General features: G+C 70.8%; 18 protein-coding genes. 11 read left to right on the top strand and 7 right to left on the bottom strand.

Annotated features, from left to right (window positions below; translation table 11 throughout):
* Positions 1 to 7: 7 nt before the first annotated feature.
* Positions 8 to 1018 carry a GNAT family N-acetyltransferase gene (locus EUA06_RS10540; RefSeq protein WP_129475335.1) on the top strand — a complete coding sequence of 337 codons (1011 nt, stop codon included), beginning with the start codon at positions 8 to 10 and terminating at the stop codon, positions 1016 to 1018.
* On the opposite strand, the gene EUA06_RS10535 is transcribed toward EUA06_RS10540, so the two are convergent.
* From EUA06_RS10535 to EUA06_RS10510, 6 genes are read right to left on the bottom strand one after another with little or no spacing between them, the layout of a single operon-like run.
* Positions 1015 to 1959 carry a glycosyltransferase family 2 protein gene (locus EUA06_RS10535; protein ID WP_165354337.1) on the bottom strand — a complete coding sequence of 315 codons (945 nt, stop codon included), beginning with the start codon at positions 1957 to 1959 and terminating at the stop codon, positions 1015 to 1017. The two genes, EUA06_RS10540 and EUA06_RS10535, sit on opposite strands and share 4 nt — an antisense overlap.
* Positions 1956 to 3428, bottom strand: coding sequence for an oligosaccharide flippase family protein (locus EUA06_RS10530; RefSeq protein WP_129475331.1), 1473 nt, complete (start codon positions 3426 to 3428; stop codon positions 1956 to 1958). The genes EUA06_RS10535 and EUA06_RS10530 overlap by 4 nt, the downstream gene beginning before the upstream one ends.
* Position 3429: 1 nt before the next feature.
* Entirely contained in the window at positions 3430 to 4434 is a 1005-nt protein-coding gene (gene nadE / locus EUA06_RS10525; RefSeq protein WP_129475329.1) for an NAD(+) synthase, read from the bottom strand.
* Positions 4431 to 6416 carry an asparagine synthase (glutamine-hydrolyzing) gene (asnB, locus tag EUA06_RS10520; RefSeq protein WP_129475327.1) on the bottom strand — a complete coding sequence of 662 codons (1986 nt, stop codon included), beginning with the start codon at positions 6414 to 6416 and terminating at the stop codon, positions 4431 to 4433. The genes nadE and asnB overlap by 4 nt, the downstream gene beginning before the upstream one ends.
* Entirely contained in the window at positions 6416 to 6622 is a 207-nt protein-coding gene (locus tag EUA06_RS10515; protein WP_129475325.1) for a hypothetical protein, read from the bottom strand. Before EUA06_RS10515 ends, asnB begins: the two co-directional genes overlap by 1 nt.
* Entirely contained in the window at positions 6619 to 6888 is a 270-nt protein-coding gene (locus EUA06_RS10510) for an acyl carrier protein (protein WP_129475324.1), read from the bottom strand. Before EUA06_RS10510 ends, EUA06_RS10515 begins: the two co-directional genes overlap by 4 nt.
* A gap of 231 nt (positions 6889 to 7119) precedes the next feature.
* On the opposite strand from EUA06_RS10510, the gene EUA06_RS10505 reads away from it, so the two are divergent.
* From EUA06_RS10505 to EUA06_RS10475, 7 genes are all read left to right on the top strand, one after another.
* Positions 7120 to 7929 carry an SGNH/GDSL hydrolase family protein gene (locus EUA06_RS10505; RefSeq protein ID WP_129475322.1) on the top strand — a complete coding sequence of 270 codons (810 nt, stop codon included), beginning with the start codon at positions 7120 to 7122 and terminating at the stop codon, positions 7927 to 7929.
* Between the two features lie 50 nt (positions 7930 to 7979).
* Positions 7980 to 8651: an HAD family hydrolase gene (locus EUA06_RS10500; RefSeq protein ID WP_242498084.1), complete on the top strand. Its 672-nt coding sequence runs from the start codon at positions 7980 to 7982 to the stop codon at positions 8649 to 8651.
* A 102-nt stretch (positions 8652 to 8753) separates the two neighbouring features.
* On the top strand, positions 8754 to 10424 hold the full coding sequence (locus EUA06_RS10495; RefSeq protein WP_129475320.1) for an ABC transporter substrate-binding protein: 1671 nt from the start codon (positions 8754 to 8756) through the stop codon (positions 10422 to 10424).
* Between the two features lie 88 nt (positions 10425 to 10512).
* Complete coding sequence (locus EUA06_RS10490) at positions 10513 to 11523, top strand: ABC transporter permease (protein ID WP_129475318.1); 1011 nt, start codon at positions 10513 to 10515, stop codon at positions 11521 to 11523.
* A 4-nt stretch (positions 11524 to 11527) separates the two neighbouring features.
* Positions 11528 to 12499: an ABC transporter permease gene (locus EUA06_RS10485; RefSeq protein WP_129475316.1), complete on the top strand. Its 972-nt coding sequence runs from the start codon at positions 11528 to 11530 to the stop codon at positions 12497 to 12499.
* A 4-nt stretch (positions 12500 to 12503) separates the two neighbouring features.
* Positions 12504 to 13526: an ABC transporter ATP-binding protein gene (locus EUA06_RS10480; RefSeq protein ID WP_129475314.1), complete on the top strand. Its 1023-nt coding sequence runs from the start codon at positions 12504 to 12506 to the stop codon at positions 13524 to 13526.
* On the top strand, positions 13523 to 14653 hold the full coding sequence (locus tag EUA06_RS10475; protein ID WP_129475312.1) for an ABC transporter ATP-binding protein: 1131 nt from the start codon (positions 13523 to 13525) through the stop codon (positions 14651 to 14653). Before EUA06_RS10480 ends, EUA06_RS10475 begins: the two co-directional genes overlap by 4 nt.
* A gap of 12 nt (positions 14654 to 14665) precedes the next feature.
* On the opposite strand, the gene EUA06_RS22995 is transcribed toward EUA06_RS10475, so the two are convergent.
* Positions 14666 to 16717, bottom strand: a complete 2052-nt coding sequence (locus EUA06_RS22995) for a PD-(D/E)XK nuclease family protein (RefSeq protein WP_242498083.1) — start codon at positions 16715 to 16717, stop codon at positions 14666 to 14668.
* Positions 16718 to 16811: 94 nt separating this feature from the next.
* On the opposite strand from EUA06_RS22995, the gene EUA06_RS10455 reads away from it, so the two are divergent.
* Genes EUA06_RS10455 through EUA06_RS10445 form a run of 3 tightly spaced genes read left to right on the top strand, consistent with a single transcriptional unit; the run spans position 16812 to position 19570 of the window.
* A complete protein-coding gene (locus EUA06_RS10455; protein ID WP_242498082.1) occupies positions 16812 to 17981 on the top strand; it encodes a site-2 protease family protein in 1170 nt (389 codons plus the stop codon).
* A 57-nt stretch (positions 17982 to 18038) separates the two neighbouring features.
* Positions 18039 to 19022: a tRNA (adenine-N1)-methyltransferase gene (locus EUA06_RS10450; RefSeq protein ID WP_129475310.1), complete on the top strand. Its 984-nt coding sequence runs from the start codon at positions 18039 to 18041 to the stop codon at positions 19020 to 19022.
* Complete coding sequence (locus EUA06_RS10445) at positions 19022 to 19570, top strand: GrpB family protein (RefSeq protein WP_129475308.1); 549 nt, start codon at positions 19022 to 19024, stop codon at positions 19568 to 19570. The genes EUA06_RS10450 and EUA06_RS10445 overlap by 1 nt, the downstream gene beginning before the upstream one ends.
* The last annotated feature ends 16 nt before the right edge of the window (positions 19571 to 19586 follow it).

Below are 19586 nucleotides of genomic sequence, written 5' to 3'. Positions count from 1 at the left end.
AGACGGCGTGGACCCGGCAGACCACTCGGCGGCCGAGCCGGCGTACGGACCGCTCCGCGACGGCGACGCCGAGCTGGTCTCCGACCTCGTCACCCGCATGAGCGGGGACGGGGCACGTCTGCGACTGCGCGACAAGTCGGCCGACTACTACCGGTGGATGTACGAGCAGAACCCGGCGGGGCGCGCCTTCGTGCACTCCGCGCGGCTCGGCGACCGGATCGTGGCCAGCTTCGCCCTCGCACCCAAGGTCTTCCTCGTCGACGGGGAGCGGGTGCTGGTCGGCAAGACCATGGACATGTTCACCGACCCGGAGTGGCAGGGCCGTGGCCTCATGCGCCGGTGCACCGACTCGGTGTTCGACGAGGCCGCCGGCGCCGGTGTGGCCGGTTGGTACGTGACCCCCTCGGTGAACTCCTACCCGATCTTCACGGGCCGCTGGGGCTATCGCGAGGAGTTCTCGCTGGTCTACCGGCTCCGTGTCCTGCGGCCGGGCCCGCTGGGCGGCCGCGCGCGGCTCCCCACCGGGGTCGAGTGCAGGGAGGTGGACCGCTTCGACGAGGAGGCGGACAAGCTGTGGGCGCGGGTCGCGCCGGCCCACCGGGTCGCACAGGTCCGCGACGCGACGTACCTGAACTGGCGCTACGTCGCGAACCCCGATCACTACGACCTGCTCGAGCTGCGGAGGGAAGGACGGCTCGTCGGCATCGCGGTGCTGGGACGCACCCGTCGGCGTGGCATCGGCGTGGGTGAGCTGATGGAGCTGGTGCACGAGGTCGACGACCGGGCCGCGCTGCGACACCTGGTCCGTGCAGCGGCGGCCCGAGCGGAGCGGAACGGCTGCCGGCTGCTGCAGGCCTGGTCGGTGCCCGGCACCCGGCTGGACGCGCGCCTGCGCCGCGCGGGACTGCGCTGGCGTCGCGGCGAGGTCAAGTTCCTCCTCAGCCCCGGCTTCCCCGGCACCTCGGCGGCCGACCCGGACGCGTGGTTGCTCTCGCAGGGTGACGGTAACGATGTCTAGCCCCTCTCCAGGTGGGTGAGCAGCCACCCCGTGTTCCGTGCGTTGCCACGCACCTTCAGCCCCGCGCGGTCGCGCTGGCGCGGTCGCCCGACCCACACGAGGGCCCAGACCGCGATCGACGCGAGGTTGTGGAGCAGCCGGATGGCGACGTAGGCGTCGCGGGCCCTGGGGGACTGGTGCTTGTTCCAGTAGCGCAGGTCCGACTTCTCCATCGCCAGGTAGTACGTCACGGGGTGCGCCGCCGTGGAGCCGCCGCCGAGGTGGGTGGCGGTCGCCGCCGGGTGGTAGACGCAGTCCCACCCGCCGTCGCGCAGCCGACGGGCCCAGTCGGTGTCCTCGCCGTAGAAGAAGAACCCCTCGTCGAGGGGGCCGACCTCGTCGACCGCGCCGCGGCGCACCATGAGGAAGCAGCCGGAGAGGACCTCCGCCGAGTGGGTCGAGCGGAGGGTGTCCAGCGGCGTCGACCGGCCGGGGAAGACGCTCGGGAGCAACCGCTTGAGCCACAGGTGGTCGCCCAGGGCGTTGCGCAGGTCCGGGAAGCGGCGCACGTTCGCGCGGACGCGGCCGTCGGCGTGCAGCGTCATCGGCGCCACGGCGCCGACGCCGGGGTGCTGCTCCAGGTAGGACCACAGCTCGTCGATCACGCCGTCGTGCGCGACCACGTCGGTGTTGACCAGGCAGTACGCCGCGCCCCGGGCCACGGCGAAGCCGATGTTGTTCGCCCTCGCGAAGCCGTAGTTGTCGGGGTTGACGATCACGGTCACGTCGGGGTGCCGCTCGGTGAGCGCCTCGACCGACCCGTCGCTGGAGGCGTTGTCGACGACGATCACCTCGTAGGACGTCCGGTGGGTGGTCGACCTCAGGGAGTCGACGACCTCGAGGAGGAGGTCGCGCGTGTTCCAGCTGACGATGACCACGGACACGTCGACCGGGGCGCTCACGACGGTCCTCCGACGGCCGTGCGCAGGATGGGCAGCGGGCGGGGGTGGCGCTCCAGGAGCGCGAGCACGACCCAGGTCGCGGCACCGGCTGCCGCAGCCACCGCCACCACGAGCCAGCCCGGGCGACCGGACGCCCACACGGTGAGCACGACGAGGAGCGCCGGCGTGGCGGCGAGGACCCCCGGCGGCACGGTGCGCAGGTAGTCGGCGACGCCCAGGCCGATCACCCGTCGCAGGCTCGTCAGCTGCACGGCCATCGCCCCGATCATCGAGACGAGGAGGGCGAGCGCAGCCCCGGTGCCGCCGAGTGCCGCGGTGAGCGGGTAGACCAGCACCACGACGAGCCCTGCCCTGACCACGGTGAAGCGCCGTTGCAGCTCAGGCCGACCGAGCGCGAGGTAGACCGAGAACGTCACCATCGAGGCCATGTAGACCACGACGAAGAGCGAGTAGACCGCGAAGGCCGCTGCGGCACGACCGAACTCCTCCCGGCCGTAGACCAGGACGAGGAGCGGCTCCGCGGCGGAGGCAAGGACGGCCACCAGGGGGAGGCCGAACAGCCACACCAGGCGGGACATGTGCAGCACCGCGCGGCGCATCTCGACCGGGTCCGCCTGCAGCCGTGCCAGCACCGGCACGACCAGCGGCTGGACGGCCTTGCTGAAGATCGTCAGCGGGACGGCGGCCAGGGCGATCGCCATGGCGTAGACGCCGACCTCCTCCACGGTGACGACCTTGGCCAGGACGAACGTGTCGGCCTGCATGACGAGGAAGGTGAGCAGGGACAGTCCGGCCATGCCGCGAGTGAAGCGGAACAGGTCCCGCCGGGACTCGCGGTCCCAGTGCAGGCCCGGCCGGAACGGGGCAACCACGAACGAGAGGAGGAACCGGAGCAGGGACTCGAGCACGGCGCCCCACAGCAACGCCCACACGTTCTGCATCCACAGCCCCAGCGCCAGCGTGGCCAGGGTCGCCAGCATTGCTGCGCCCTGGAAGGCGACGAGGGTGGCGCCGAAGCGGAGCTCACGCTGCAGGGCGTACACCCGCGGGCTGACGAGCCCGGTGAAGACGACGCTGAGCCCGGCGACCATGAGCAGCGGCTCGAGGTCGGGCATGTCGTAGAAGCTGGCGATCGGGCCCGCCAGCACGAGGGTCGCCACGGCGACCACGACCCCGCGCGCCACGCCGAACCACCACGCGACGTTGAGGAACGCCGGTGTCGAGCCGCGCGCGTTCTGGATGACGGCCTGGGCGACGCCGACCTCGGTGAGAGCCTCGAACAGGGCCAGGACGGCCAGGACCACGGCCATGAGGCCGAACTGGTCCGGCGCGATGACGCGCGCGAGCAGCATGTTGCGACCGAGCCGCGCCAGGCGTTCGACGGCCGACGCGGCCGCGAGCGCCGACCCGCCCCGGACGACTCGTCCGCGGGACGCCGTCCGGACCTCCTCCGCCTGCTGCGTGGTCATCTCAACCGTCGACCGCCGCGATCGGCTCGACCAGCACGGGTGCTTGGTGGAGGTAGGTGGTGGTGCGGCGCTTCTGGTCGATGTCGCGCAGCACGCGCTCGACCGAGGGGACGTCCAGGCCCACGGAGGCGGCCAGCTCGTGCACCGGCACGTCGTGGTCGCGGGCGTGGAGGCACAGGTCCATGAGGTGGTGGGGGAGCGAGAAGTAGAACTCCTCCTGCGACTGGGCCAAGGAGTAGGTGTCGGTCGTGGAGGGACGCGCGCGGATCTCGGCCGGCACGCCCAGGTACGCGGCCAACGCGTAGACCTGCGTCTTGTAGAGGTGGGCGATCGGCTTCACGTCGGCGGCACCGTCGCCGAGCTTGACGAAGAATCCCTGGTCGTACTCCAGCCGGTTCGGGGTGCCGGTGGTGGCGTAGTTGAGGCGGTCCGCGTGGTGGTACTCGAGCATCTTGCGCACCCGCTGCTTGAAGTTGGTGGCCGCCAGGACGCCCAGGTAGGCCTCGGTCGTCAGCCGGTGCCGGCTGCGGACCCCGTCCGGGTCCTCCACGACGATCGAGAAGATGCGCAGGGCGTCGTCCTCCGTCACGCTCGGCAGCACGATCTTCGAGCGCCAGCCGGACCCGTAGTCCGGGACCACGCGGCGCACCGCCTCGTCGTACCGGCGGTAGCAACCGACCGCCTCGAGGGTGTCCGCGATCTCCTCGACCTCCGAGTCGAAGCCGAACGTGTCCGAGACCTCGCGGCTCAGCCGCAGCGTCTCGGGGGCCGAGGCCCGCTCGGGCATGTGGAGCCCGAAGACGCGGCCGGGGCCGACGGCCGCCACGCACAGCGCGGCGGTGACGCTGGAGTCGATGCCTCCCGAGAGGGCCACGACGTAGCCCTTCCTCCGTACGTCGACGAGGTAGCGCCGCAGCACGACGACGATGCGCTGGGTCTCGGCCTCGCAGTCGATGTCGAGTGCGCTGCTCGTCCCGGCAGTAGTCGTCTCGGCAGTGGTGGTCATGCGTCCTCCTCGGTGTCGCGGATGTCGACGACCCGCCTGGGAGCGAGCCGTCCGGGCCGGTCCAGGCCTGAACCGACGACGAGCTGCTCGTGGAGCAGCTGGGTGGAGAGGACGGAGACCATCCTCATGTTGTCGGTGTTGCCGAAGCTCCGGCTGCGCCGGCGTGCCTTCTCCACCAGGCCGGCGACCTGGCGGGGGTCGAAGACGCCAGCGGCGGCCAGCGCGCGCGGCGAGGTCACCTCCGCGACCCAGTCGGGAACTCCGTCTGCGAAGAAGCTGGGCGCGTCCGGGGCGCGGTAGGGCTGCTTGGGCCTGGCCAGGATCTCCGGCGGCACCAGGTCGGCGAACGCCCGCTTCAGCACGAACTTCTCCTCGAGGCCGAACAGCTTGTGCCGGGCCGGCAGCTGGGAGGCCAGCTCGACGACCTCGCGGTCGAGGAACGGGAAGCGACCCTCGACGGAGTTGGCCATGAGCATCCGGTCGCCCTGCGAGGCCAGGATGTAGCCGGGCAGCAGCGTGGCGATCTCCAGCCACTGGGCCCGGCTCAGCGGGTCCCAGTCCTCCGCCGCGGCCGGCATCCGCTCGGCCGGGTCGGCGACCGCCGTCGCGGCCATGCTGCTCTGCAGCGCAGGCGAGAGCATGGCGGTGAGGGCGGACGTGCTGCTCCACCGCGGGTGGTGCGACATGGCCCGGTCGGTCGGGTCGGCGCCGGCGCCGAAGAAGCTGCGGGCGAAGGCCGGGGCCTTGCCCGGGTTGCGCGCCAGCCAGGGGTACAGGAGGCCGACGGCTCCGTCGCGCATCGTCGAGCCCGGGTCGCGTGCCCAGAACTGGCGCACCCGCGCCTCGCGGTAGATGTCGTACCCCCCGAGGACTTCGTCGGCGCCCTCCCCGGTGACCACCACCTTGTAGCCGTTCTCCCGCACGAGCCGGGAGAGCAGGAACAGCGGGGCGGGCGCGCTGCGGAGCAGCGGGGACTCCGCCTGGCGGACCACCTCCGGGAAGACCTCGGCGATGTCGCGGTGGGACACGTCGACAGTGTGGTGCGTCGTGCCGAGGCGCTCGACCATCAACCGCTGGTAGGGGCCCTCGTCGAACTCGTCGTCGGTGAACCGGACCGAGAAGGTCGTGAGGTCCGCCGACGTGGCATGGCGGATGGTCGCCGCGGTGACCGCCGAGTCGAGTCCGCCCGAGAGGTAGGCGCCGACCGGGAAGTCGCTCCGCTCGAACCGCAGCCGCGTCGCCCTCGTCACGGCCTCGCGGAGCGCCGCGGCGTTCTCCTCCAGGTCCTGGGAGGCCTCGCGTCCTCGTTCGGGGAAGTCCTGGGACCAGTACGGGTCCACGCGCAGACCCGTGTCGTCGAACGTCGCCACGTGACCGGGCGCCAGCTGCCGGATGTCGGTGAACACGGTGCTCGGGGCCACGCAGGACCAGTAGGTCCACACCTGCTTCAGGCCCGCCGGGTCGAGCTCGCGGGTCACGCTGCGGTCGGTGAAGAGGGTCTTGACCTCGGAGGCGAAGGCCAGCTCGCGCCCCAGGACGCGGTAGTAGAGGGGGCGTACGCCCATGCGGTCACGGGCGAGCACCAGTCGTCGTCGCCTGCGGTCCCACACGGCGAGGGCCCACTGACCGTTGAAGCGCTCGACGCAGGACGCCCCCCATTGCTCGTAGGCGTGGACGACCACCTCGGTGTCACTGACCGTCGTGAAGTGGTGGCCGAGCGACCGCAGCTCCTCCCGCAGCTCGACGTAGTTGAACACCTCGCCGTTGAACGTCACCCAGAGCGTGCCGTCGGCGCTGCCGAGCGGCTGCGCACCTCCGGCGACGTCGATCAGCGCCAGCCGGGAGTGCCCCAGGACGGCACCGTGGTCCACGACCACGGCGGAGTCGTCCGGACCGCGGTGCTCGAGGCTGGTGACCATGTCGGCCACGAGGTCAGCGTCGACGCTCCGGTCGAAGCTGACGATGCCGCAGATGCCGCACATCAGCGGGAGCGAGGGGCGGCGGTCACGAGCGCCCTGAGGTGCTCGGGGTCCGCGAGCGACACCGAACCGATCTGCTCGTCCGACAGGACGACACCGAGGGAGTCCTCGATCAGGATCGCCCAGCGCAGGGCTGCCTGCGCGGGGTCCCCCTCAGGGGGCAGGTGGACGGACTCGGCGAGGAGGCGGGCCACCAGGTCGGCGGTCACGCCGCCCCTTCACCTGCGTGGCGCTTGGCCGCGACGAACCGGACGACACCGGCGATGCTGTCCAGGTTGTCGGGAACGGTCTCGACGTCCTCGACCGTGATCGAGAACTCGGCCTCCAGGAACTCGATCAGCTCGAGCACCCCGGTGGAGTCCAGGACCCCGGCCCGCAGGAGCGACTCCGAGTCCCCTGGCATCCGCGTCGTGTCCCCGAACAGGTACGAGTCCACGATGAACTGCTTGAGCTGATCCTCCACGTGCGCCTGCATCTGCGTCTCCCCATGATGACTGGAACTCCGCAGCGGAGCCCCGATGACGGTGCGCGCGCCGTCGCTGCTGCGACCACGCAACTCCCCACCCGCCGAGTCAGTCACGCAGCCACCGGGGCGGTGCCGGATGAGCGTGGATATCCCCTCGCTTGGGGACGTCCGTGCACGACGGGCCACCAGTGAGGAGCGCTGGGGAGAAGGTGGTCGCGTCACCGGAGACAGGGGGCTCGAGTGTTCGTTCGACTGGCAGCGGCGGCGGTCGTGGTCGGCCTGGCCGCCGCGGTGACGTTGCTGACGTTCTGGGACCCGACACCCAGGTTCGAGCCGGCGGCTGACGAAGGGGCGACGCTCGTGGAGGCCAGTGACCTGCAGGCGTTCTCGGAGCGCCGCATCTTCTTCGGCCACATGTCGGTGGGCAAGAACATCCTGTCGGGGCTCCGGGAGGTCGGCGCGGCGCACGGCGTCGGACCGGTGGCCGAGGTGGAGGTCGAGGTGGCCGCCACCGAGGTGCCCGACCTGCCGGCCGGTGGCGTGCTGGCGCACGCCCTCATCGGTGAGAACCGGCACCCAGTCGGCAAGCTGGAGAACTTCGAGGCCCTGGTGCGAGGCGGCCTGGGCGACCAGGTCGACCTGGCCGCACTGAAGTTCTGCTACGTCGACGTCAGCTGGTACACCGACGTCGAGGACCTGTTCGAGACCTACCGGCAGACGATGGACCGCCTCGAGGCGGACTTCCCGGACGTCCGCTTCGTCCACATGACCGTCCCGCTGACGACCGGGCCACGCGGGATCAAGGACCGCGTCAAGGTGGTGCTCGGCCGCGACGACAACGCAGCGCGGGAGCGCTACAACGACCTGATGCGCGCGGCGTACGGACCCGACCAGCTGTTCGACATCGCCTCGATCGAGGCGCAGGGGCCGGACGGGGCAACAGGCGATCAGGCGCTGTTCGGCGGTTACACCTCCGACGGAGCCCACCTCAACGCCGCGGGCGCCTCTCGCGTGGCGGCGGAGCTCGTCGACTTCGTCAGCCGAGGCTGACGACCCGCCCGGTCCGTCGACGGTCACCTCGCGTGGGTAGGGTCCTCGGCGTGCCTGCACCGGTGACGCCTCGCTCGATGTCCGCCGTGCTCTGGGACATGGACGGGACCCTCGTCGACACCGAGCCCTACTGGATCGACACCGAGTACGCGCTGGCAGAGAAGTACGGCGGCATCTGGTCGCACGAGCACGCGATGAACCTCGTCGGCAGTGCCCTCCTCGACTCCGGCGACTACATCCGCGTGCACATGGGGATCGACCGCACGCCGCAGCAGATCGTCGACGAGCTCCTCGACGGCGTGGTGGCGCGGGTGGAGGTCGAGGTGCCGTGGCGCCCCGGCGCCCGAGAGCTCCTCGCGGACCTGCATGCCCAGGGCATCCCGTGCGCGCTCGTCACGATGTCGTGGCAGCGCTTCGTCGACCCGATCCTGGCTCGCCTCCCGGACGGGATCTTCGCCAGCATCGTCACCGGGGACCGGGTCGAGTTCGGCAAGCCCCACCCCGAGCCCTACCTGACCGCGGCCGCCGAGCTCGGGCTCGCCCCCGAGGACTGCGTGGCCATCGAGGACTCCAACACCGGCGCCAAGTCGGCCGTCGCGGCCGGCTGCACGACCCTCTGCGTGCCCCACCACGTGCCGATCCTCGAGGGCGAGGGCCGCGTCTTCGTCGACACCCTCGTCGGCCTCGGCGCTGCTGGTCTCGCGAGACTGGTCCGCGCCTGACACGTGATGCGACCGTGACCATGTCGCGGTGGCCCGGGTCACATCGACCGGTCTAGGGTGCGGGAACAACTCGATCGCACCACCCTTTCGGAAGGACAACGGATGTCTTTGAGACGCAACGCGGCCACACTCACCGCAGCAGTTCTGGCGGCCGCCACACTCGCGAGCTGCGCCGACAGTGAGCGCAGCGACGACGGCGGCGGCGAGGGAGGCGGCGGCGACGGCACGTTCGTCTTCGGTGCCGCCGGCGCTCCCGAGATGTTCGACCCCTTCTACGCCACCGACGGCGAGACGTTCCGCGTCACCCGGCAGATGTTCGAGGGCCTGGTGGGCATCGAGCCCGGCACCGCCGAGGTCGTCCCCGAGCTCGCCACCGAGTGGACCCCCAACGACGACGGCACCGAGTGGACCTTCACGCTCCGCGACGACGTGACCTTCCATGACGGCGAGGCCTTCAACGCCGAGGCGGTCTGCTACAACTTCGAGCGGATGTTCGACCAGAACGAGGCCGGCCAGACCGCCGGCGAGTACTGGGGCTACGTCATGGGCGCGTTCTCCAACGACGCCGAGAACTCGCTCTACCAGGGCTGCGAGGCCACCGGTGAGTTCGAGGCCACGGTCTCGATCAGCGGCCCGACGTCCGGCTTCCCGACGATGCTCTCGCTCGAGTCGCTCTCGATGCAGTCGCCCAAGGCGCTCGAGGAGGGTGATGCCAACGGCATCGCCGCCGAGGGTGAGGGCTTCAGCTTCCCGGCGTACGCCAATGCCCCCGTCGGCACCGGCCCGTTCACCTTCGGTGAGTACGACGAGGCCAACGGCACGATCTCGCTCGCGCGCAACGACGACTACTGGGGCGACGCGGCCCAGACGAGCGAGCTCGTCTTCCGGGTGATCCCCGACGAGAGCACGCGACGCCAGGAGCTCGAGGCCGGCAGCATCAACGGCTATGACCTCCCCAACCCGGTCGACTGGGCCGGCCTGGAGGAGGACGGCAACAGCGTCGAGGTGCGCGACCCGTTCAACATCCTCTACCTCGGCCTGAACGGCGAGGGCAACCCTGCGCTGAAGGACCTCAACGTCCGAAAGGCGCTCTACCACACGCTCAACCGCGACCAGCTCGTCTCCACGCAACTGCCCGAGGGTGCCGCCGTGGCGACGCAGTTCATGCCCGACACGGTCAGCGGCTACAACACCGAGCTTGAGCCCTACGCCTACGACCCCGAAGAGGCCAAGCGACTCCTGGCCGAGGCCGGCGCCGAGGACCTGACGCTCAACTTCGCCTACCCGACCGAGGTCAGCCGGCCCTACATGCCGGACCCGGAGAAGATCTACGAGGCGCTGCGCACCGACCTCGAGGCCGTGGGCATCACGGTCAACGTCAAGACGGCCTCCTGGAACGGTGGCTACCTCGACAACGTCACGGCCGGCAAGTACGACGCGTACATCCTCGGCTGGACCGGTGACTACGACTCGCCGTTCAACTTCGTCGGGACGTTCTTCGGCAACCTCAAGGAGAACGACTTCGGCACCGAGGCGTACCCGTGGGGCAAGCAGCTGGCCGACGACCTGAAGGCCGCCGACGCCGTCGTCGACGACGCCGAGCGTGGTGCCGCCTTCGAGACGATCAACCAGCAGATCATGGACGAGTACCTCCCGGGCCTGCCGATCAGCCACTCGCCGCCGGCCCTCGTGGTCGGTCCGGGTGTCGAGGGCGTCGTCCCGAGCCCGCTGACGGCCGAGGAGTTCGACAGCGTCAGCGTCGGAGGGGAGTGACTCCCGCCCGGTGACCGACCGATCGGTGTGAGGTCCGGGGGCCGTCCCAGCGACGGCCCCCGGACCCGCGCCTGCGTGAGGAGTTCCATTGCTTCGCTTCGTCGTACGTCGCATCCTGCAGATGTGCCTGGTGGCCTTCGTGCTGTCGATGCTCATCTTCGTGTGGCTGCGCTCGCTGCCCGGCGGCCCGGTGTCGGCGATCCTCGGGGAGCGCCAGACCCCGGCGCGCAGGGCAGCACTCGAGGCCGCGCTCGGCCTCGACCAGCCGCTCCACGTGCAGTACCTGCGGTTCCTCGAGCGCGCGTCCCAGGGCAAGTTCGGCGTCTCCACCAAGGTCCTCCCCGGTGAGGACGCCCTGCAGGTCTTCCTCGACCGGCTGCCCGCCACCGTCGAGCTCTCGCTGCTCGCGCTGTTCCTGGCGATCGCGCTCGGCATCCCGCTGGGCTACATGGCGGCCCGTCGCCACGGGTCGGCCGTCGACACCGGAGCGGTGATCTTCTCGCTCGTCGGCGTCGCGGTCCCGGTGTTCTTCCTCGCGTTCCTGCTCAAGTACTTCTTCGCCGTCGAGTGGAACCTGCTCCCGGTCTCGGGGCGGCAGACCACCGGTCTCGACGCCACCCGGGTGACCGGGATGTTCGTCCTCGACGGCATCCTGACCCGCGAGTGGGACGCGTCGTGGGACGCCTTCAAGCACCTCATCCTCCCGGCCGTCGCCCTGGCGAGCATCCCGTTCGCGGTGATCTTCCGCATCACCCGCGCCTCGGTGCTCGACGTCCTCGACGAGGACTACGTGCGCACCGCCGAGGCGAAGGGACTCACCGCCCGGGTGGTGCGCGGTCGCCACGTGCTGCGCAACGCCATGCTTCCCGTCGTCACCACCATCGGCCTCCAGGTCGGCGGGCTCCTCGCTGGCGCCGTGCTGACCGAGTCCGTCTTCTCCTACCGCGGGATCGGCGACGCCCTCGCCACCGCGTTCCGCGAGAAGGACTACGCGGTCCTCCAGGTGCTGATCCTGATGGGGGCCGTCATCTTCGTGCTCGTCAACCTGCTGGTCGACATCGCCTACGCGCTGATCGACCCACGGATCAGGACGAGGTGACGTGATGGACGACAACACCGGACCCTCCCGGCGGCCGACGCTCGGCGACCGTCGCAAGGAGCGCATCGACGCGCTCGCCACCGCAGGCACCGTGGTCGACGAGCCGGGCAAGTCCCTGCTGCGCAGCGCCTGGGAGCGGCTGCGCCGCGACCCGGTCTTCCTGGTCGGTGCCGCCATCACCCTCGTCTTCGTCGTGCTGGCGATCATCTCGCCGTGGATCGCGCCGTGGGACGTCACCGCCAACCCCCTCATCGACAAGGTCCGGCCCCAGTCCAACCCCGTGCCGGGTCCGGAGCCCGGCCACCTGCTCGGCGCCGACGACCGCGGGCGCGACCTGTTCTCGCGGCTCCTGGTCGGCAGCCGGCAGACCCTCGTGGTCGGTGTGTTCGCCACCCTTCTGGGTCTGCTGGGGGGCATCACCCTGGGTGCGCTCGCCGGCGCGATCGGCGGCTTCGTCGACACCGTCGTGATGCGCATCGTCGACGTGATGCTGTCCTTCCCGGCCCTCCTCCTGGCCTTCACGATCGCCTCGCTGGCACGGGAGCCGAGCCAGTGGACGCTGATCATCGCGATCGCGACGACGCAGGTGCCGATCTTCGCGCGGCTGCTGCGTGGGTCGATGCTCGCGCAGCGCTCGAGCGACCACGTCCTGGCGGCCCGCTCCCTCGGCGTACGACCCCGGGCGATCGTGTTCCGGCACATGCTGCCCAACGCGATGGGCCCGGTGATCGTGCAGGCCACGCTGTCGCTGGCGACCGCCATCATCGAGGCGGCCGCGCTGTCGTTCCTCGGCCTCGGCAACCCCGACCAGCGGCAGCCCGAGTGGGGGCAGATGCTCGGCCTGGCCCAGCGCTACATCTCCGAGGCGCCGCACCTGGCCTTCTACCCGGCCGGCTGCATCATCGTCGTGGCCCTCGGTTTCACGTTGATGGGGGAGTCGCTCCGCGAGGCCCTCGACCCGAAGTCCAGGAGGTGACGAGATGACCCAGGCCACCCAGCACAGCAGCCGTCCCGGAGCAGGCTCGTCCGAGCCGCTGCTCTCCGTGCGCGACCTGCGCGTGACGTTCCAGCGCCAGGGCGAGGAGGAGTTCCACGCCGTCGACGGCGTCAGCTTCGACGTGCGTCCGGGGCAGACCGTCGGGCTCGTCGGCGAGTCCGGCTGCGGCAAGTCCGTCACGTCGCTGGCGATCATGGGGCTGCTCCCCGGACGCGGCAACCGGGTGTCGGGCAGCGCGATCTTCGACGGCGAGGACCTGCTGACGCTGTCGCCGTCGGCGATGCGCGACCGGCGCGGGTCGGAGATCGCGATGATCTTCCAGGACCCGCTGTCGTCGCTGAACCCGGTGATCTCGATCGGGCGCCAGGTCACTGAGGTGATGGAGCGCCACCAGGGCCTGAGCCGCAAGCAGGCGACGCCGAAGGCGGCCGACCTCCTCGAGCGCGTGGGCATCCCGGACCCGAAGGCCCGGCTGCTGAACTACCCCCACCAGCTCAGCGGCGGCATGCGCCAGCGGGCGCTCATCGCCATGGCGCTGGCCTGCAACCCGCGGCTGCTCATCGCCGACGAGCCCACCACGGCCCTCGACGTGACGATCCAGGCGCAGATCCTGGCCCTGCTCAAGGAGCTCGTCGTCGACACCGGCACGGCGCTCGTGATGATCACCCACGACCTCGGTGTCGTCGCCGGGCTGTGCGACGAGGTGAACGTGCTCTACGGCGGCAAGGTCGTCGAGCGCGGTGGCCGCCACGGCCTCTTCCGCGACCCGCGCCACCCCTACACGGTGGGCCTGCTGAACTCGATCCCGCGCCTCGACGCGGCACGCGGCGACAAGCTGTCGCCGGTGCCGGGCTCGGTGGCGGACAACCTGCCGTGGACCGCAGCCTGCGCCTTCGCACCCCGCTGCTCGAACGCGATCGACCCGTGCACCGCGGAGACGCCGCAGTGGGAGGGCGACCAGGTCGTCGGCTTCCGGTGCTTCAACCCCATGGGAGGCACCCGATGACGCAGACCTCCGACGCTCCGGACGTGCTGGTCGAGGTCACCGACCTCGAGGTGTACTTCCCGATCAAGAGCGGCATCATCTTCGACCGCACCGTCGGCCATGTGCGCGCCGTCGACGGCGTCGACCTGAGCATCCGCCGCGGCGAGACCTACGGGCTGGTGGGGGAGTCGGGGTGCGGCAAGTCCACCCTCGGCAAGGCGATCCTCAACCTCGAGCCGCCCACCGCCGGGTCGGTCGTCTTCGACGGCACCGACATCGCCTCGCTGAAGGGCGAGGACCTGAGGCATGCGCGCAAGCGCTTCCAGATGGTCTTCCAGGACCCGATGTCCAGCCTCGACCCGCGCCAGACCGTGGAGTCCCTGCTGCTCGAGGGCCTCCGCGCCCACGGCCTCGACACCGACACAGACGCGACCCGGGCGCGCTTGCGCGAGCTGATGTCGGACGTCGGGCTGCCGGTGGCAGCACTCAGCAAGTACCCGCACGAGTTCTCGGGCGGCCAGCGCCAACGCATCGGCATCGCCCGCGCCCTCTCCGTCGGGCCGGACCTGATCGTGGCCGACGAGCCGGTGAGCGCCCTCGACGTGTCGATCCAGGCGCAGGTGATCAACCTGCTCCAGGACCTCCAGGACAAGCTCGGCCTGACCTACCTCGTCGTCGCCCACGACCTTGCCGTCGTGCGCCACATCAGCGACCGCATCGGCGTGATGTACCTCGGGGCGCTCGTCGAGGAGTCCGGCGGAGCGGAGCTGTACGACGTACCGCTCCACCCCTACACGAGGGCGCTCATGTCTGCGGTGCCCGTGCCCGACCCCCAGGTCGAGGACACGCGCGAGCAGATCCTGCTGACCGGCGACCTGCCCTCGCCCGCCAACCCGCCGAGCGGCTGCCGCTTCCACACCCGGTGCCCGTGGAAGCAGGAGACGCTCTGCGACACCGAGCGACCCCAGCTGCGGGTCGTGGAGGTGTCGGGCGCCTCGGACAGCCACCGGGTCGCGTGCCACTTCGCCGAGAAGATCGCCTCGGGCGAGATCCAGCGCCACGAGGTCGAGGCCACGATCACGACGCCCGGCTTCGGCGGACCCGACGCCGGACCGACCGCCCCGCCCGAGGCGTACATCGGGGTCTGACCTCCCGGGCGGTCAGTCCTCCGACTCGTCGGTCGAGACGTCGACGGCTGCGGGCGTCGGCTCGGGAAGGGGCGGGATCGTGCCGCCCTTGGTGGGGCAGAACGCGTGGAACGAGCACCAGTCGCAGAGGCGGGACGGGTTCGGTTGCCAGTCGCCGGTCTCCTGCGCGAGGCGGATCGCAGCCCAGACCGCCTCGACCTTCCGCGCGGTCGCGCGCAGGTCGTCCTCGTCGGGCTCATAGCGCAGGATCTCGCCGTTGCCGAGGTAGATCAGCTGCAGCATCGACGGGACGACGCCGCGCAGCTTCCAGATGACGAGGGCGTAGAACTTCATCTGGAAGAGCGCCTTGGCTTCGTAGCCCTCGCTCGGGCTCTTGCCCGTGTTGTGCGTGGGGATGAAACCGTCGCCACACAGGTACATGGAGTCAGGTGCGTCGACAGCCACGCACTGCGTCGGTACCGACGGCACAGGATCGACCCGTGCCACGACGCGTCGCGTCGCCAGGGCACGCTGCACGGACGTGATGGCACCTTCGCACGCAGTTGCCTTGCGCGGCAGCGAGAACGGATTGAAATGGACGGGCGTGAATTCGATGACGTGCCACGTGCGGTCCTGCCGGACCGTGTTCACGTATGGCTTCTGGAAGTGACACGGGTTGATTCCCAACGTGTGCAAGAGCTCCACGACATCGAGCGCCAACTGGTCGTCGGTGGTGGTGAATCCCGCCCGTCTGCGGACGGTGTTCCACCAGCCGTCGGTGTCCATGAGTCCGCGCAAGAGCTCCACACGCTCGTCGTTGGACGCGCGGAGGTAGTGCTGCGGGATGCGCTTGCGCCCGAGCACCCCCTCACGGCGCAGCAGTCCGGAGAGCGGAGTGTTGGTCTGCTGCATGCTGGAGTGCTCGCTCTCGCGTGCACAACGACGAATGGGATGACCTGGAGTCGCCGGTCGGAACTCGGCATGTCCGTAGGTGCACTCGTCTGCCCTCTTGCTCGGCGTCATTCGGAATGCCGTTGGCTCCTCCCGGATGAGCACGTCACCCAGCCATACCGCCTTCACCAGCGTGCTCATGTCGGCGACGTCCTCGCGGCCGACCGTCAGCGATCCCGCACGAGTGTCGCCGTCCCCCAACCAAGCGCCGAGCAGCCACGGCGGAATCAACAAGGGGTTGCCCGGTGGCAGGTCGACCCGATCTGCCGCCTCCACCCACATCGAGTTCGGTCGCCCTTGCTCGCGCAACGCGGCCAGCTCGTCGATCATCTGCTCCGTCGAGATGACGTGTTCTGTGCGGTGCTGCCGGTGGCTGGTGACGACACGCCAGAGGTGCACGTTGTCCGCGATGACGGACGAGCCGTCGCGGAAGGACACTCGAAAGCACGGGCGGGAGTGGACCTCGGACTTCAGGGTCACTGTGGTCGGCCGTCCGTCCCTCCCAATCAACCGGTCTCCGACCACGACATCACCCATCGTGGTCCAACCCGTGGGTGTTGGAAGCCGGGTGTCCAGTGCGAGACCCTTGTAGTCCACCACTCGGATCCGGCCGTCGGGCGCGACGTCGACCCGGTCGACGAAGCCGCGGAGCAGCAGCTTGGAGTCGAGGAGCGCCTCGACGTAGAGCTCGCGGTCCGCTGGCTCGAGGCGGCGCGGGTCCTCGAGGTCGAAGTAGCGCTCGAGCACCGTGCGGCAGGACGCGAGCCAGGCGGTGAAGTCGGGGCCGGCCTCGCCGAACATCTCCTCGAGCCCCGGCTCCGCCTCGACGAGCGCGTCCCAGCTCGGCTCCAGCATCCCGCCGGCGCGCTCGGGCGTCCGGTCCGGGGCGGGCAGGTCGAAGAGGTCCTCCAGCACCTTGTGGACCAGGCTCCCGCGGGCGGCGTCGGGGGAGGGCGCCTCGGGCAGCCGGTCGATGGTGCGGAACCGGTACATCAGCGGGCACGCCATGAAGTCGCCCGCGCGGCTCGGTGAGATCGCACCCAGCACGTCGACGCCGTCGACCGGCGTCGAGACCCGCTCGGCGGGGGACTCGACGACAGGTGGCGCGCCCTGCGCTGCGGTCGGGATCGTCATGGCGCGGCTCACCCTAGGCGAGCACTCCGACAGTCCCGTCGAGGGCGGGTCTGCCGAGCGCGCCGCTGTCGGGGCCGTTGGCTAGGCTCGTGGCGTGCCCGACCCCACCGATCCAGCCGACGGCGAGCGCCACAGAGCGCCCTCGCCGCGCCCTCCAGGCACGTTCCGGGTCGGGTCGATCGTGGGCATCGACGTGCTCATCACGAGCTCGTGGTTCATCGTCGCGCTCCTGATCGCGGTGACGTTCGCCCCGCGGATCGAGCAGGAGCAGGCCGGACTGGGGTTCCTGAAGTACGTCGCCGGCTTCGTCTTCGCGGTCGTGCTCTACCTGTCGGTGCTCCTCCACGAGGCGTCGCACGCCGTGGTGGCCAAGCGCCTGGGCTACGGCGTCAACTCGATCACCCTCCACTTCCTCGGCGGCATGACCGAGATCGACGGCCAGTCCCGCAAGCCGCGCGACGAGTTCTGGATCGCCGTGGTCGGCCCGCTCACCTCGATCGCGGTGGGCGCAGTGGCGCTGGGGGGCTACCTCGTGATGCCCGACGGCCTCGTCCGCCTGGCCGTCGGCGGCCTGGCGAGCGCCAACCTCGTGATCGGCGTGCTCAACCTGGTCCCCGGCCTCCCGCTCGACGGCGGCCGCGTGCTCAAGTCGGCGGTGTGGCGAGCCTCCGGCAACCAGTACCGCGCCACGATCGTCGCCGGGTGGGGCGGCCGGATCACGGCCCTCGCCCTGCTGCTGTGGCCCGTCGTGCAAAGGCCCCTGATCGGCACGGAGCCGCAGATCATCGACATCGTCCTGGTCTTCATCCTCGGGCTGTTCCTCTGGACCGGCGCCACCGCCGCGATGGCCCACGCCAAGCTGCGTGAGCGGTTGCCGGCCCTGGTCGCGCGCCCGCTCGCGCGTCGTACCCTCACCGTCCCCTCGGACCTGCCGCTGGGCGAGGCCGTCCGGCGGGCGCAGGAGGCGCAGGCCGGCAGCATCGTGACCGTCGCGCCCGACGGCAGGCCGCTCGGCATCGTCAGCGAGGCGGCCGTGACCGCGATGCCCGAGGACCGGCGCCCGTGGGTGCCCGTCTCGACCGTGGCGCGGGCGATCGAGGAGGGTCTCACCCTGCCGGCGACGGTGGCCGGCGAGGAGCTGGTGCTCGCGATCAGCCGGCGCCCTGCCGAGGAGTACCTCCTGGTCGAGGCCGACGGCCGCATCTACGGCGTGCTCGCCACTGCTGACGTCGACCGGGCCTTCCGCGAGAACGCCGCGCGCTGAGCCCGGGAGGCTTCGTCGGCTGAGTGAATCGGCACCCGCGCCACTAGTCTTCCGGCCATGTCCGAGCCCCCCACAGTCGACAGAGCTGACGTCCCCGCCGAGGCTTGGTCCGGCGTCCACCGCGGCCCCCTGCGCGAGGGCGAGTGGGTGCGGCTCGTCGACCAGAAGGGCCGCAAGCACAACTTCGAGCTGGTCGCCGGCAAGCGGTTCTTCTCCAACAAGGGCCATCTCGACCACGACGACATGATCGGCCGCGACGAGGGCTTCACCCTCGTCTCGTCCGCGGGCGGGCAGTACCTCGTCTTCCGGCCGCTGCTCAACGAGTTCGTCGTCTCGATGCCGCGCGGAGCGGCCGTGGTCTACCCGAAGGACGCCGCGCAGATCGTCGCCCTCGCCGACATCTACCCGGGTGCCCGGGTGGTCGAGGCCGGCGCCGGGTCGGGCGCACTGACCTGTTCGCTGCTCCGGGCCGTCGGGCCGTGGGGGAGCGTGACGTCGTACGAGCTGCGTGAGGAGTTCGCCGACGTCGCCCGCCGCAACGTGAACCAGTTCTTCTCCGCCCCGGACGGCCAGACCCATCCCGCGTGGGACCTGCGCCTCGGCGACCTGAAGGAAGGTCTGGCCGACCACGGTCGCCACCAGGTCGACCGGATCATCCTCGACATGCTCGACCCGTGGAACTGCGTCGACGTCGTCGCCGACGCGCTGGTGCCCGGGGGGATCGTCTGCGCCTACGTCGCGACGACCACCCAGCTCTCCCGGGTGGTCGAGACCCTGCGCGTCCACGGTGGCTTCACCGAGCCGCAGCCGTGGGAGTCGCTCGTGCGCGACTGGCACGTGGAGGGCCTGGCCGTGCGACCGGGCCACAAGATGATCGGGCACACCGCGTTCCTGGTCACCGCCCGCCGGATGGCACCGGGGGAAAAGCCGCCGCGCAAGACCCGCCGGCCCGCGCCCGGGGCGTACGGCCCCGACTACACCGGACCGCGGCCGGCCGACCTGCCGCCGGTCGAGACCGTCGAGACCGTCGAAGCGGACTAGTGAGCGAGATTCGCGTCGTCGACTGGTCGCCCGGGTGGGCCGAGCAGTTCGAGGCCGTGGCCGCGGTCCTGCGGGACGCGCTGGCCGGGATCGGCTCGGCGCGCGTCGAGCACGTCGGCTCCACCTCGGTGCCCGGGCTGGCCGCCAAGCCGATCCTCGACATCGACGTGGTCGTGGACGCCGCCGACGTGACGGGTGCGGTGACCGCGCTGGAGTCGGTCGGCTACGTCCACCGGGGCGACCTCGGCGTCACCGGTCGCGAGGCCTTCTACGCCCCCGACGAGCCGCGACGCCACGTCTACGTCTGCACCGCGGGCACGACGAACGTCCGCAACCACCTGGCGGTCCGCGACGTGCTCCGCGCCCGCGACGACCTCCGCGACGCGTACGCCGCGGTCAAGCTGGCGCTCGCAGCCGACCCCGCGATGGACATCGAGACCTACATCGCCGGCAAGTCCGCGGTGCTGCAGCGGGTGCTCGAGGTGTCGGGCGAGTTCACCGACGACGAGCTCGCCGCGATCGGGCGGCTCAACGACGCCACCGCCTGACGCCGCCGTTGCGAAA

The organism is Nocardioides glacieisoli (assembly GCF_004137245.1).
Taxonomy (GTDB): domain Bacteria; phylum Actinomycetota; class Actinomycetes; order Propionibacteriales; family Nocardioidaceae; genus Nocardioides; species Nocardioides glacieisoli.
Note: the sequence above shows the minus strand (reverse complement) of the source record. Positions and strands in the feature narration are given on the sequence as shown.